The sequence below is a fragment of the Streptomyces sp. UC4497 genome (genome assembly GCF_054871485.1).
On sequence record NZ_JBTYHB010000003.1, the window covers coordinates 14557 to 29144 of the forward strand.

General features: G+C 68.4%; 9 protein-coding genes and 2 tRNA genes. 10 read left to right on the top strand and 1 reads right to left on the bottom strand.

Annotated features, from left to right (window positions below):
• The first annotated feature begins 4 nt into the window (after positions 1-4).
• The 5 genes from ACYSUO_RS05150 (at position 5) to ACYSUO_RS05170 (ending at position 6739) form a co-directional block, all read left to right on the top strand.
• Positions 5-1603 carry a formate dehydrogenase beta subunit gene (locus ACYSUO_RS05150; RefSeq protein ID WP_461774785.1) on the top strand — a complete coding sequence of 533 codons (1599 nt, stop codon included), beginning with the start codon at positions 5-7 and terminating at the stop codon, positions 1601-1603.
• Positions 1600-4410, top strand: coding sequence for a formate dehydrogenase subunit alpha (fdhF, locus tag ACYSUO_RS05155; RefSeq protein WP_461774786.1), 2811 nt, complete (start codon positions 1600-1602; stop codon positions 4408-4410). The genes ACYSUO_RS05150 and fdhF overlap by 4 nt, the downstream gene beginning before the upstream one ends.
• A gap of 1 nt (position 4411) precedes the next feature.
• Positions 4412-4624: a formate dehydrogenase subunit delta gene (locus tag ACYSUO_RS05160; RefSeq protein ID WP_266715524.1), complete on the top strand. Its 213-nt coding sequence runs from the start codon at positions 4412-4414 to the stop codon at positions 4622-4624.
• Positions 4625-4807: 183 nt separating this feature from the next.
• Complete coding sequence (locus tag ACYSUO_RS05165) at positions 4808-5779, top strand: 2-dehydropantoate 2-reductase (RefSeq protein ID WP_461774787.1); 972 nt, start codon at positions 4808-4810, stop codon at positions 5777-5779.
• 39 nt (positions 5780-5818) lie between these two features.
• A complete protein-coding gene (locus tag ACYSUO_RS05170; protein ID WP_461775165.1) occupies positions 5819-6739 on the top strand; it encodes a LysR family transcriptional regulator in 921 nt (306 codons plus the stop codon).
• A 55-nt stretch (positions 6740-6794) separates the two neighbouring features.
• Here ACYSUO_RS05170 and ACYSUO_RS05175 read toward each other — a convergent pair whose 3' ends face one another.
• The gene (locus tag ACYSUO_RS05175; RefSeq protein WP_461774788.1) at positions 6795-8198 is read right to left on the bottom strand and encodes an AMP-binding protein; all 1404 of its coding nucleotides are present in this window, start codon (positions 8196-8198) and stop codon (positions 6795-6797) included.
• Between the two features lie 280 nt (positions 8199-8478).
• Between ACYSUO_RS05175 and oxc the strand changes: the two genes are divergently transcribed.
• The 5 genes from oxc to ACYSUO_RS05200 all read left to right on the top strand — a co-directional run bounded on the left by oxc (position 8479) and on the right by ACYSUO_RS05200 (position 14461).
• Positions 8479-10218 (top strand): oxalyl-CoA decarboxylase, encoded by a 1740-nt coding sequence (oxc, locus tag ACYSUO_RS05180; protein ID WP_461774789.1) that lies wholly within the window; start codon positions 8479-8481, stop codon positions 10216-10218.
• 107 nt (positions 10219-10325) lie between these two features.
• Positions 10326-10410, top strand: a tRNA-Leu gene (locus ACYSUO_RS05185).
• 137 nt (positions 10411-10547) lie between these two features.
• Positions 10548-11648, top strand: a complete 1101-nt coding sequence (locus ACYSUO_RS05190; RefSeq protein WP_461774790.1) for a quaternary amine ABC transporter ATP-binding protein — start codon at positions 10548-10550, stop codon at positions 11646-11648.
• Positions 11641-14256: an ABC transporter permease/substrate binding protein gene (locus ACYSUO_RS05195; RefSeq protein WP_461774791.1), complete on the top strand. Its 2616-nt coding sequence runs from the start codon at positions 11641-11643 to the stop codon at positions 14254-14256. The genes ACYSUO_RS05190 and ACYSUO_RS05195 overlap by 8 nt, the downstream gene beginning before the upstream one ends.
• Before the next feature lie 120 nt (positions 14257-14376).
• A tRNA-Leu gene (locus ACYSUO_RS05200) sits at positions 14377-14461 on the top strand.
• Positions 14462-14588: the final 127 nt, after the last annotated feature.

Here is a 14588-nt window from a genome sequence, read left to right on the forward strand (position 1 = left end):
GAACATGAATCCTGTGTACGTCCCGCGCGACGCGGCGGCCCGCTCCGTCGGCGCCGACGAGGTGGCGCATCAATTCCAACTCGCCGCTATCGAGGGCGGGTTCGGCGTCGATGTCATCCGCAACGGCTCGCGCGGACTGCTCTGGCTCGAACCCCTCGTCGAGGTCGCGACCCCCGAGGGCCGCATCGGATACGGCCCGGTCACCCCCGAAGACGTCCCCGACCTCCTCGCCGCCGGAATGCTCGACGGTGCAGAGCACCCGCTGCGACTCGGCCCGGTCGACCAACTCCCTTGGCTGGCACGGCAGAACCGCGTCACCTTCGCCCGCGTCGGCATCACCGACCCGCTCTCGCCCGAGGACTACGAGGCAAACGGCGGACTGCAAGGACTGCGCGCGGCCCTGGAGATGGAGCCCGCCGACGTCATCACCGAGGTCACCGACTCCGGGCTTCGCGGTCGCGGCGGCGCAGGCTTCCCGGCGGGCATCAAGTGGAAGACGGTGCTCGACTGCGCCGACGACATCAAGTTCATCTGCTGCAACGCCGACGAGGGCGACAGCGGCACCTTCGCCGACCGCATGGTCATGGAGGGCGACCCCTTCCTGCTCATCGAGGGCATGACGATCGCCGCCCACGCCGTCGGCGCGCGCGAGGGCTACATATACATCCGCTCCGAATACCCCGACGCCATCGCCACCATGAACACCGCGATCGACATCGCGCGCGGGCGCGGCTGGCTCGGCGCGGGCATCCTCGGCTCCTCGCTCGACTTCGACCTGCACATCCGGGTCGGCGCCGGCGCGTACATCTGCGGCGAGGAGACCTCCATGCTGGAGAGCCTGGAGGGCAAGCGCGGCATGGTCCGCGCGAAACCCCCGATCCCCGCGATCGAGGGCCTGTTCGGCAGGCCGACCGTGGTGAACAACGTCCTCACCCTCACCACCGTCCCCGTCGTCCTCGCCGACGGCGCCAAGGCCTACCAGGACCTCGGCGTCGGCCGCTCCCGCGGCACCCAGGTCTTCCAGCTCGCCGGCAACATCAAGCGCGGCGGCATCGTCGAGACCGCCTTCGGCATCACCCTGCGCGAGCTCATCGAGGACTACGGCGGCGGCACACTGAGCGGCCGGCCCGCGCGCGCCGTGCAGGTGGGCGGGCCGCTCGGCGCGTATCTGCCGGAGGCGCAGTTCGACGTGCCGATGGACTACGAGGCGCTCGCGGAGGCCGGGGCGATGCTCGGGCACGGCGGCGTGGTCGTCTTCGACGACACCGTCGACATGGCGGCGCAGGCCCGCTTCGCGATGGAGTTCTGCGCCGAGGAGTCCTGCGGCAAGTGCACGCCCTGCAGGGTCGGTTCGGTGCGCGGCGTCGAGGTCATCGACCGGATCGTGGCCGGTGAGCAGCAGGACGAGAATCTCGCGCTGCTCGAGGACCTGTGCGAGCTGATGACCGATGGTTCACTGTGTGCCATGGGCGGTCTTACGCCGATGCCCGTACGCAGCGCCCTCGCGCACTTCGCCGACGACTTCGTCGCCCGCGGCGACCGTCGGCTCCTGGAGATCCACCCCGTACAGCGGGGCAACGCTCGAACGGAGGGCCAGGCATGACGCTTCTGAAGGAACCCGACTTCGGCACTCCGGAACGCCCCGGAGCGGCCACGGTCTCGGTGGAGATCGACGGACAACAGGTGATGGTCCCCGAGGGCACGTCCGTCATGCGGGCGGCCGCCGAGGCCGGCATCGAGGTACCGAAATTGTGCGCCACCGACAGCCTGGAGGCCTTCGGCTCCTGCCGGCTGTGCGTCGTCGAGATCGACGGCCGGCGCGGCACCCCCGCGTCCTGTACGACACCGTGCACGGACGGCATGTCGGTGAAGACGCAGACCCCGAAGGTGGAGAAGCTCCGCCAGGGCGTCATGGAGCTCTACATCTCCGACCACCCCCTCGACTGCCTCACCTGCCCCGCCAACGGGGACTGCGAACTCCAGGACATGGCAGGCGTGGTGGGCCTGCGCCAGGTCCGCTACGGCTACGAGGGTGCCAATCACCTCGACGCCGAGAAGGACACCTCCAACCCGTACTTCGACTTCGACCCGTCCAAGTGCATCGCCTGCTCGCGGTGTGTGCGCGCCTGCGACGAGACACAGGGCACGTTCGCGCTGACCATCGAGGGGCGCGGCTTCGAGTCGAAGGTGTCTGCGGGCGCGGGCGAGTTGTTCATGGACTCCGAGTGCGTGTCCTGCGGCTCCTGCGTCCAGGCCTGCCCGACGTCAACTCTCCAGGAGAAGTCGGTAGTTGACCTCGGCATGCCGACGCGGTCCGTCGTCACCACATGCGCGTACTGCGGTGTCGGCTGCTCGTTCAAGGCCGAGCTGCGCGGCGACGAACTCGTCCGCATGGTCCCCCACAAGGACGGCGGCGCCAACGAGGGCCACTCCTGCGTCAAGGGCCGCTTCGCCTTCGGCTACGCCACCCACCCCGACCGCAAGCTCAAGCCCATGGTCCGCGAGCGCATCACCGACCCGTGGCGCGAGGTCGAGTGGGACGAGGCGATCGGCACGGTGGCCCGCCGCTTCCAGGAGATCCAGGGCCGGTACGGCTCCGGCTCCATCGGCGCCATCTCCTCTTCCCGCTGCACCAACGAAGAGGTGTATGTCGTCCAGAAGATGGTCCGCGCCGCCTTCGGCAACAACAACATCGACACCTGCGCCCGCGTCTGCCACTCGCCGACCGGCTACGGGCTCAAGCAGACGTTCGGCGAATCGGCCGGCACCCAGGACTTCCGGTCCGTCGCCGAGGCCGACGTCATCATGGTCATCGGCGCCAACCCCACCGACGGACACCCGGTGTTCGCCTCCCGGATGAAGCGCCGCCTGCGCGAGGGCGCCAAGCTGATCGTCGTCGACCCGCGCCGCATCGACCTGGTGCGCTCCCCGCACATCGAGGCGCAGCACCACCTCCAGCTCCGACCCAGCACGAACGTCGCCGTCGTCAACGCGATGGCGCACGTCGTCGTCACGGAGGGCCTCGTCGACGAGAACTTCGTCGCGGAACGCTGCGAGGGGTACGAGGAGTGGGCCGCGTTCGTGGCCCGCCCGGAGAACAGCCCCGAGGCGACGGAGGAGATCAGCGGCGTCCCGGCCGCCGACCTGCGCGCGGCGGCCCGCCTCTACGCCTCCGCCGGCAACGGCGCCATCTACTACGGCCTCGGTGTCACCGAGCACAGCCAGGGCTCGACGATGGTCATGGGAATGGCCAACCTGGCGATGGCCTGCGGCAACATCGGCCGCGACGGCGTCGGCGTCAACCCGCTGCGCGGGCAGAACAACGTACAGGGCTCCTGCGACATGGGCTCCTTCCCGCACGAACTGCCCGGCTACCGGCACATCTCCGACGACGCGGTGCGTGGTGTCTTCGAGAACCTGTGGGGCCGGGACCTGCTCCCGGATCCCGGCCTGCGCATCCCCAACATGTTCGACGCGGCGATCGAAGGCGACTTCCGCGGCCTGTTCGTGCACGGCGAGGACATCGCCCAGTCGGACCCGAACCTCCAGCACGTCACGGCGGCCCTCGCAGCCATGGAACTCGTCGTGGTCCAGGACCTGTTCCTCAACGAGACGGCGAAGTTCGCCCATGTCTTCCTGCCCGGCGCCTCCTTCCTGGAGAAGGACGGCACGTTCACCAACGCCGAGCGGCGCGTCAACCGGGTGCGGTCGGTGATGCCGCCGAAGTCCGGGAAGCACGAGTGGCAGATCGTGTGCGAGATCGCCACCGCCATGGGCTACGCCATGGACTACGACCACCCGTCGCAGATCATGGACGAGATCGCGTCGGTCACCCCGACGTTCGCGGGTGTCTCCTTCGACCTCATCGACAAGCTCGGCAGCATCCAGTGGCCGTGCAACGAGCAGGCCCCCGAGGGCACACCGACCATGCACGTGGACTCCTTCACCCGCGGCAAGGGCAAGTTCGCGGTCACCTCCTACGTGCCGACCAACGAACGCAGCACGCGGCGCTTCCCGCTGGTCCTCACCACGGGTCGCATCCTCAGTCAGTACAACGTCGGCGCGCAGACCCGCCGCACCGGCAACGTCGCCTGGCACCCCGAGGACATCCTGGAGGTGCACCCGCACGACGCGGAGGAGCGCGGCATCACCGACGGCGACCTCGTCACGATGTCCAGCCGCGTCGGTGCGACGACGCTGCACGCGCAGATCTCCGACCGGATGCCACCTGGTGTCGTCTACACCACGTTCCACCACCCGGTGACGGGCGCGAACGTGGTGACGACCGAGAACTCCGACTGGGCGACCAACTGCCCGGAGTACAAGGTCACGGCCGTGCAGGTCGGCCTCGCGCCGAAGGCCCGGGCCGCCCGCGAGGCGGCGGACGAACTCGTCACGGTGGTGGACTGACATGGCGGGCACCGTCCCGGCCGAGCGTCGGATGGCGAACGACATCGCCGCGAACCAGGGCCATCTGTCGGACGCGGCGGCGGCCGAGGCGATCGCCGGACACGTCACGAAGTTCTGGGACCCGAGGATGCGGCAGCGGCTCTACGCACTCGTGGACGACGGAGCGGACGGCTTCGACCCGCTCGTCGTCGCGGCCGTGAAGCTCATGCGCTGAGGCCCTCCCCGGGCCACCTTCCCAGCGGCCGCCGCGCGACAGGGCACGCGCGGCGGCCGCGCCCATTCCTGCATCTCCGTACGTGATGTCATCGGGCACCCCCGTGCTGTGCGGCGCGTGGGTGCGGCAGCCGACGGCACATGTGCACGTACCTCCACACCCTCGAACCCAGGAGGCACCACGATGAAGATCGCAGTTGTCGGCGCCGGAGCCATCGGCGCATACGTCGGCGCGGCCCTGCACCGCGGCGGCGCGGACGTGCACCTCGTCGCCCGCAGGGACCATCTGCGCGCCATCCAGGCCGAAGGCGTCCGCGTGCTCAGCCCGCGCGGCGACTTCACCGCCCACCCGCACGCCACCGACGACCCGAACGAGATCGGGCCCGTGGACTATGTGTTCCTCGGCCTCAAGGCCCACTCGTACCCGTCGTGCGGGTCGCTCGTCGCGCCGCTGCTCGGCGAGCACACCGCGCTGGTGGCCGGGCAGAACGGCGTCCCGTGGTGGTACTTCCACAAGCTGACCGGCCCCTACGAGGGCCGGCGCATCGAGGCGGTCGACCCGGGCGGTGCGACGAGCAAGGTGCTGCCGCCCGAGCGCGCGATCGGCTGCGTGGTCTACCCGGCCACGGTCATCGAATCCCCGGGCGTCATACGGCACTTGGAAGGCACCCGCTTCTCCATCGGGGAGCCGAGTGGCGATGTGTCGCGGCGGTGCACGGAGCTGAGCGAGGCCATGGTCGCGGGCGGCCTCAAGTGCCCCGTCGAGCAGAACCTGCGCGACGACATCTGGATCAAGCTCATGGGCAACGCGGCCTTCAACCCGATCAGCGCGCTGACCCGGGCCACCATGACCGACATGTGCCGCCACCCGCTGACGCGCACCATGGTCGCCCGCGTCATGGAGGAGATCCTCGACATCGCCGCCCGCGTCGGCTCAACACCCGAGATCTCCATCGAGAAACGCCTGCGCGGCGCAGAGGGCGTAGGAGCCCACAAGACATCCATGCTCCAGGACCTGGAAGCAGGCAAGCAACTGGAGTTGGACGCCATCGTGACAGCGGTGGTGGAAATGGCCGACATCACCGGGGCCGAGGCACCCACGCTGCGTGCGATCCACGCGGCGACCGACCTATTGGCACGCACCGTGCTGCCGTAGCACGCTACGGATGAAGATCACGTGGCAGAGGAGACGTACATGCTGTTCCGGCAGTTGGAGTACTTCGTGGCGGTGGCGCGCGAGCGGCACTTCGCCCGCGCCGCCGAGTCCTGCTACGTCTCCCAGCCCGCGCTCTCCGCGGCGATAGCCAAGCTGGAACGCGAACTGAACGTCACGCTGATCAACCGCGGCCACAACTACCAGGGCCTCACCCCGGAGGGCGAGCGCCTGGTGGTGTGGGCGAAACGCATCCTCGCGGAGCAGGACGCGTTCAAGGCGGAGGTCGCGGCCGTCCAGTCCGGCATCACGGGCACACTCCGCCTCGGCACCGACCCCACGGCATCCACCACGCTGGCCCTCCCGGTGGGCGCCTTCTGCTCGGCACACCCCTTGGCGAAGGTCCAGGTCCGCTCGCGCCTCTCCACGAAGGAACTCCACCGCCAACTCCGCGACTTCGAACTCGACGTGGCCATCGCCCACTTCGACCCGGACGACCAGGAGGGCCTGCAAGTGGTCCCCCTCTACCAGGAGCGCTACATGCTCCTGGTCTCGGACGACCAGTTCAAATCCCGTACGAACAGCCTCACTTGGGCGGACGCGGCGCAACTCCCGCTGGCACTGCTGACCCCCGACATGCGCATCCGCCAGATCATCGACAAGGTCTTCGCGAACAAGGGCCTGGAAGTCACTCCCCAGGTCGAGACCGACTCCATCGCCTCCTTGTACGCACATGTGGGCGGCGGCGATTGGGCCAGCGTCGTTCCCCACACGTGGCTGCGCGCAATGCCGGTGGACGGCCGCACGCGAGCGCTGCCACTGATCGACCCGGAGGCGGGCGCCCAGGTCTCGGTGGCCATCCACGCGGGAACCCCGGGTTCGGTGGCGGCACGGGCGTTCGTGAGCGCGGCGACGGCGCTGAACCTGGACCAGGTCTTCGACCAGAGGGTCCCGGCAAATTGAGCCCCGCTTAGGGACCAGGCCCGCGGGGCCCCGGGCAGCGCCCAGAGACGTCCACTCACCCGTACCGCTCCCGCACGGCCAACCGATCCAACCCACCCTGCGCCGTCCGCGGCAGGGCGGACACGAAAACGATCCGGTCCGGCACCGCCGCCGCGGCCAACCGCTCCCGCGAGTACCGCAACACGTCCTCCGCGCCCACACACTCTTCCCCACGCACCACCACCGCGGCCCCGATCCGCTCCGCACCCACCGCGAACACCGCCGCCTCCGCCACCGACGGACACCCGGCCAGCACATCCTCCACGTACTCGGGCGAGATCTTCCGCCCACCCCGCACGATGAGGCTCTTGATCCGCCCGGTCAACGACAGGTACCCGTCCTCGTCGAGCGACCCCAGATCCCCCGTGCGCAACCATCCCTCACCCGTCACGGTCGGGCCGGACACCCACACCTCACCCCGCACCCCGGCCGGACACACCCTCCCGTCCTGGTCGACGATCCGCAGCCGCACCCCGGTCGCCCGCCCCACCGTGCCGTGCTTGAGCGGCCCGCGCTCCGGCAGTGGCTCGCTGGCGATCTGGTGCGCGGCCTCGGTCATCCCGTACGCGGACAGCAGCGGCGCGCCGAACATCCGCTCAAGGGCCCGCTGGGACGCGGCGTTGAGCGGCGCGCCACAACTGCGAACGAACCGCAGCGGCGGGGGCGCGCCAACGTCGGCGGCCTCCGACGAGCGATCGAGCAGCGCCTCGTGGATCGTCGGCACCGCCGTGAACCAACTCGCCCCCGCCGCCCGCAGATCCGCCCAGAACGTCTCGGCCGAGAACCGCCCGACTGCCGGCAGCAGCACACACCCTCCGCTGGCCAGCGTGGACAGGAGCGAGGCGAAGAGCCCGTGCCCGTGGAAGAACGGCATGACCGCGACGGTCGCGTCGTCGGGCCCCAATGCGTAGGTGGCACAGATGTTGTTGACGGACGCCGCGACATTGGCGTGCGTGAGCGGCACCATGCGGGCGCGACCCGTGGCTCCGGCGGTGAACAGGACGAGCGCGTCCTCCTTCCCTGCACGACGCCGGGCGCCGGCATCAACGCCGATGACCCCGTCGCCGCCGAGCACGGCGCTCGCCCCCAAATCGCCGACTCGCAAACGCAGTTCGGCATCCGACAACCCCGGATCCAAGGGAGCGACGACCACCCCCGCGCGAGCCGCCCCGAGCAGCGCGCCTACGAACTCGACGGTGTTCCCCGCGACGATCCCGAGCACATCACCCGCCCCCAGACCCGCGGCAGCGAACCGCCCAGCCTCCTGCTCCGCGAGCGCGTCCAACGCCTCGTACGACAGGGGAACCCGCTCGTCACCGTACCGGCCGGTGGCGAGGAGCGCGGGAGCGTGGGGCCGCGCACGAGCCTGCCGGTCGAGGAGATCGGCGAGCCCCGTGACGGTCAGGGCCGACGTGGCCATGCCTTCCACCTCCCATCCTCAGCGAGCGTGCGGTCAGCGGCCGCGCACGTCCAATACGCACTCACGAACACCCGATAGCAGCTGCTTATGAAGTCCGAACGGCCGCACCCAGCAGGGGATTTGACGCACGCTTGACTCTCGATAGACGCCATTTATCGCCTGGAAGCCGATGGGTCTTGGACGGGGCGCCGCAGCCTGTCGAAGGTGAGAACAGGAGCCGCACCGGCCGTACGCGCATGAGGCGCACCGGCAGGGACCCGTCCAAGGAGGAACCCGGATCATGACCGCTGACTCGACCGCTGAACAGACCGCCGAGGCCGCGGCAGGAGCCGACGCGCCGGCCGAGCTCACCGACGGCTACCACCTCGTCGTCGACGCCCTGAAGAAGAACGACGTCGACACCATCTACGGCCTGGTGGGCATCCCGGTGACGGACCTGGCCCGCCTCGCGCAGGCCGAGGGCATCCGCTACATCGGCTTCCGCCACGAGTCCAACGCCGGTCACGCCGCCGCGATCGCCGGCTACCTCACCCAAAAGCCCGGCATCTGTCTGACCGTCTCGGCCCCCGGATTCCTCAACGGCCTGGTCGCCCTCGCCAACGCCACCACCAACTGCTTCCCGATGGTGCAGATCTCCGGCTCCAGCGAGCGCCACCTCGTCGACCTCAAGCAGGGCGACTACGAGGAGATGGACCAGCTCGCCGCGGCCCAGCCCTTCGTGAAGGCCGCCTACCGTGTCAGCCGCGTCGAGGACATCGGCCGCGGCATCGCCCGCGCCCTGCGCACCGCGGTCTCCGGCCGCCCCGGCGGCGTCTACCTCGACATCCCGGCGGCGGTCCTCGGCGCGGTCATGGACAAGGGGGAGGGGGAGCGGACCCTCTCCCGCCTGGTCGACCCGGCGCCGCGCCAGCTGCCCGCCCCCGAGGCCGTGGACCGCGCGATCGACCTCCTGGAGAACGCGGAGCGCCCCCTGATCGTCCTCGGCAAGGGCGCCGCCTACGCGCAGGCGGACGACAAGATCCGGCACCTCGTCGAGTCGACGGGCATCCCGTACGTACCGATGTCGATGGCGAAGGGCCTGCTGCGCGACGACCACCCGCAGTCGGCGGCGACGGCCCGCTCCCTCGCCCTGAAGAAGGCCGACGTCGTCATGCTGGTCGGCGCCCGCCTGAACTGGCTGCTCAACCACGGTGAGCGCGGCTGGAACCCGGACGCGAAGTTCATCCAGGTCGACATCGAGGCGAGGGAGATGGACTCCAACCAGCCCATCGCGGCGCCCCTGGTCGGCGACATCGAGTCCGTCCTCGACCAGCTCGCCGACCGCACCAAGCCCGGCCAGATCGCGGCGCCGACCGCCTGGCGCGAGGAGCTCGCGGCCCGCTCGGAGCAGAACGTCGCCAAGATGGCCAAGCGCCTGGAGGCCGACCCGCACCCCATGCAGTTCATGGGCGCGCTCAAGGCGGTCCGCGACGTCGTCCACCAGCACCCGGAGACGTACATCGTGAACGAGGGCGCCAACACCCTCGACATCGCCCGCAACGTCATCGACATGCACCACCCGCGCCGCCGCCTCGACTCCGGAACCTGGGGCGTCATGGGTATCGGCATGGGCTACGCGATCGCGGCCGCGGTCGAGAGCGGCGGGGCGCCCGTCGTCGCCATCGAGGGCGACAGCGCCTTCGGCTTCAGCGGCATGGAGCTGGAGACGATCTGCCGCTACAACCTGCCGGTCGTCACCGTGATCATGAACAACGGCGGTGTCTACCGGGGCGACGAGGTGATCGGCGACGCCCCCGCGCCCACGACGCTGATGAGCGCGGCCCGGCACGACCAGATGATCGAGTCCTTCGGCGGCAAGGGCTACCGGGCCACCACGCCCGCCGAGGTCACGGCCGCCCTCACCGAGGCGATCGCCTCCGGCGGCCCCGCGCTCATCGACTGCGTGATCGACCCGTCGGCCGGTACGGAGAGCGGTCACATCGCCCACCTGAACCCGAAGGGCATCGGCATCAAGAAGTAACCCTCCGTGTTCGGGAGTGCACCAATACGCAGGTGAAAGCCACTCCGAAACCTTGGTATTGTTGAGGTGTCGCCGCGGGGAACGCCCCGTCACGCGACGCTCACCTTGTCCGGGTGGCGGAATGGCAGACGCGCTAGCTTGAGGTGCTAGTGCCCTTTATCGGGCGTGGGGGTTCAAGTCCCCCCTCGGACACTCACGGAGTGCCGGTCGAGATTCTTCTCGACCGGCACTTTTTTGTGTTTGCGCTGGTCCGGCGGGGGCAGGCGGGCTCTGGAGCCATGTGTATGGCTTTTCAACCTTTCACAGGTCAAAGAAGAATAGAGGTCCGTGTGCCCCCGAGACTGGTGGCCGAGCACCTGTACAAAGTGTTCGGCAGACGACCCGATGAGGCTGTGCAGAAGCTCAGCAGCGGTGCAGACCGTGAAGAGCTGCGCGCCGAAGGAACCACCGCCGCCGTGATCGACGCGTCGTTCACGGTCGAGTCCGGTGAGATCTTCGTGGTCATGGGCCTGTCCGGATCGGGCAAGTCGACACTGCTGCGGATGCTCAACGGTCTCCTGGAGCCGACGTCGGGGCATGTGAGGTTCGACGGTGAGGACCTGCCGGCGCTGGCTCCCAAGGAGCTGCGCGAGGTCCGCTCGCACAAGATCAGCATGGTGTTCCAGCACTTCGCGCTGTTCCCGCACCGTTCCGTGATGGAGAACGCGGGCTACGGCCTGGAGGTGCAGGGCGTTCCGCGTGCGGAGCGTGAGGAGCGGGCGGTCGAGGCGCTGCGTCTGGCCGGTCTTGAGGGGTGGGAGAAGTCCTTCCCCGACGAGCTGTCCGGCGGTATGCAGCAGCGTGTGGGTCTGGCCCGCGCGCTCGCGACCGACGCCGACCTGCTGCTGATGGACGAGTCCTTCAGTGCGCTCGACCCGCTGATCCGGCGCGACATGCAGGACCAGCTGCTTGAGCTGCAGAAGACGCTGAAGAAGACGATCGTCTTCATCACGCACGACCTCAACGAGGCCATGCGCCTGGGCGACAACATCGCGGTGATGCGTGACGGTCGTATCGTCCAGATCGGTTCGGCCGAGGACATTCTCGTCACGCCGGCCAACGATTACGTGGCCTCCTTCACGCAGGACGTCGACCGCTCCCGTGTGCTGAGCGCGCGGGCGATCATGGCCGAGCCGGCGGAGGGCTACGCGATGGCCGACGCCCCGGCGAGGGTCCACGAGGACACACCGATCGCCGAGCTCTTCACACCGTGCTCGACGAGCGGGATACCCGTGGCCGTCGTGAACGACGCGGGTGACCTTGTCGGTGTGGTCCCGCGCGAGCGGCTGCTTGCCGTGCTCGGCGAGCCGACGAAGACCGTGGAATCAGGCGCAGCGGCCGCCGACCTCATCGAGGACGAGCCGGCGGAGAAGGTGATCGCCGGTGCCTAGGATTCCCTTTGGTGACTGGGTCAATGACGTCGTCCAGTGGATGCTCGTCCACCTGGACTGGCTGTTCGGCTTCTTCGAGAGCATCTTCAACGGTGTCTACAACGGCCTGACCGAACTCCTCCAGGCCCCCGAGCCGCTCCTGCTCGCGGGCATCTTCGCCGTCATCGCCTTCTGGCTGCGCGGCACACTCGGCGGTGTACTGACATTCATCGGGTTCTGGTTCATCCAGAACCTGGAGCTGTGGGACAAGGCGATGGAGACCCTGTCGCTCGTCCTCGTGTCAACACTCATCGCGCTCATCATCGGTGTGCCGCTGGGCATCTGGGCGGCGCGTTCCAGCCGGGTCAGCAACCTGTTCCGTCCGGTCCTCGACCTGATGCAGACGCTGCCGGCGATGGTCTATCTGATCCCGGCGATCCTGTTCTTCGGCTCGGGCGCTCCGGCCGGTATCGTCGCGACGCTGATCTTCGCGGTGCCGCCGGGCGTGCGCATGACCGAGCTGGGCATCCGGCAGGTCGACAAGGAGCTGGTCGAGGCCGCCGACGCGTTCGGCACGACACCACGCAACACCTTGTTCCGCGTCCAGCTTCCACTGGCTCTCCCGACGATCATGGCGGGCGTCAACCAGGTCATCATGCTGGGCCTGTCGATGGCCGCGATCGCGGGCATGGTCGGCACCGGCGGTCTCGGTGGCGCGGTCAACGAGGCCATCGGCCAGCTGAACGTCGGCCTGGGCGCCGAGTCCGGCATCTCCATCGTCATCCTGGCGATCTACCTGGACCGCATGACCAGCTCGCTCGGCCAGCAGGTGTCCCCGCTCGGCCGCCGCGCGCTCAACAAGCTGCGGGCCACGCAGGGCCTGAAGATCTGGTCGTACCGCCCCCGTCCGGCAGTCGCCGTGGTCGGTGTCGTCGTCCTCGCGCTGGTCGCCGGCGGCATGGGCATGTTCGGCCAGAACAACGCCGCCACCTCCCCGACCGCCGCGTCCACCGACGTCGGCCAGGGCAAGAAGATCACCCTCGGCTACGTGCCGTGGGACGACGCCGTCGCCTCCGGGTTCCTGTGGAAGGAGGTCCTGGAGCAGCGCGGCTTCAAGGTGGAGATGAAGCAGCTCGACGCCGGCCCGCTCTACACCTCGCTCGCCGAGGGCTCGGTCGACTTCCAGACCGACTCGTGGCTGCCGGTCACGCACGCCGAGTACTGGAAGAAGTACGGCAAGGAGCTCGAGGACCTGGGTTCCTGGTACGGCCCGACCTCTCTGGAGCTGGCGGTGCCTTCGTACATGAAGGACATCAAGTCCATGGAGGACTTGAAGGGCCAGGCGGACAAGTTCGGTGGCAAGATCACCGGCATCGAGGCCAGCGCCGGTGAGTCGGCGCTGCTCAAGAGCAAGGTTCTCAAGGAGTACGGCCTCGACAAGGAGTACAAGGTCGTCGACAGCTCGACGCCGGCGATGCTGGCCGAGTTGAAGCGCGCGTACGCCAAGAAGAAGCCGATCGTGGTGCCGCTGTGGTCGCCGCACTGGGCGTACAACGACTACAAGCTCACCAAGCTCAAGGACCCGAAGGGCACTTGGGGCAGGGGTGACGGCATCCACTCCATCGGGCGCAAGGGCTTCGGCAAGGACTTCCCCGAGGTCGACAAGTGGCTCAAGTCGTTCAAGCTGACCGACAAGCAGCTCACCAGCCTCGAGGCCGAAATCAACAAGTCGGGCAAGGGCAAGCAGCAGGACGCCGTCAAGGCGTGGCTGAAGCAGCAGGACCCCGGCTTCGTCGACAAGCTCGCCCCGGTGAAGAAGCAGTCGACCCCGGCCGAGGCCAAGCGCCCGGTGAACGTCGCCTGGTTCCCGTGGGACGAGGACATCGCGGTCACCTTCCTCTGGAAGCACGTTCTGGAGAACCGCGGCTACAAGCTCAACCTGAAGCAGATGGACGTCGGCCCGGTCTACACGGGTCTCTCCACCGGTGACCTCGACGTCAACTTCGACGCCTGGCTGCCGTATACGCAGAAGAGCTACTGGGACAAGTACAAGAACAAGGTCGCGACCCTCGGCTCCTGGTACGGGCCCACCTCGCTCGAGATCGCCGTTCCGTCGTACGTGAAGGGCATCAAGTCGCTCGAGGACCTCAAGGGCAGGGCCAAGGAGTTCAACGGCAAGATCGTCGGTATCGAGGGCGGCACCGGCACGATGGACATCCTCACGAAGGATGTCGTGCCGGGCTACGGCCTCGACAAGGAGTACAAGGTCGTCAACGGCTCGACGCCGGCGATGCTGGCCGAGCTGAAGCGCGCGTACGCCAAGAAGGAGCCGATCGCGGTGCTTCTGTGGACGCCGCACTGGGCGTACAGCAAGTACGACCTGACCAAGCTGAAGGACCCCAAGGGCCTCTTCGGCAAGGGCGACACCATCCGCACGGTCACCAGCAAGGCGTTCATCAAGCAGTACCCGCAGCTCACGAAGTGGTTCAAGAACTTCAAGATGACCGAGGACGAGCTCGGCACCCTGGAGATCGAGATCAACAAGCACGGCCAGGGCCACCAGGCGGAGGCGGTCACGGCGTGGCTGAAGAAGCATCCGGAGGTGGAGGAGCGGATGACGGCGCCGTAGGAACGTCGGGCAGCACCGCGGAGCCCGCAGCACCGCATAGGTGCTGGTGAAAGCCACTCCGCAACCTTGATAAGGTTCTCTTCGTCGCCACGGGGCCAGCCCCCGAGCGGCGTACACCTTGTCCGGGTGGCGGAATGGCAGACGCGCTAGCTTGAGGTGCTAGTGCCCTTTATCGGGCGTGGGGGTTCAAGTCCCCCCTCGGACACGTTCAGTGAGCTACGGCTCCGCTGAGAGTCCTGGTCGAGAGCAATCTCGACCAGGACTTTTTGCTTTTCGAACCGTCGTTGTGGCGTGCACGCACGTTTGTGATTGCATGATCATCGCGCCGCGCA

What these genes read in the sequence shown, in the direction of transcription:
- ACYSUO_RS05150 (WP_461774785.1), top strand. Translation starts at nt 5, where the DNA reads ATGAATCCTGTGTACGTCCCGCGCGACGCGGCGGCCCGCTCCGTCGGC.
- fdhF (WP_461774786.1), top strand. Translation starts at nt 1,600, where the DNA reads ATGACGCTTCTGAAGGAACCCGACTTCGGCACTCCGGAACGCCCCGGA.
- ACYSUO_RS05160 (WP_266715524.1), top strand. Translation starts at nt 4,412, where the DNA reads ATGGCGGGCACCGTCCCGGCCGAGCGTCGGATGGCGAACGACATCGCC.
- ACYSUO_RS05165 (WP_461774787.1), top strand. Translation starts at nt 4,808, where the DNA reads ATGAAGATCGCAGTTGTCGGCGCCGGAGCCATCGGCGCATACGTCGGC.
- ACYSUO_RS05170 (WP_461775165.1), top strand. Translation starts at nt 5,819, where the DNA reads ATGCTGTTCCGGCAGTTGGAGTACTTCGTGGCGGTGGCGCGCGAGCGG.
- ACYSUO_RS05175 (WP_461774788.1), bottom strand. Translation starts at nt 8,198, where the DNA reads ATGGCCACGTCGGCCCTGACCGTCACGGGGCTCGCCGATCTCCTCGAC.
- oxc (WP_461774789.1), top strand. Translation starts at nt 8,479, where the DNA reads ATGACCGCTGACTCGACCGCTGAACAGACCGCCGAGGCCGCGGCAGGA.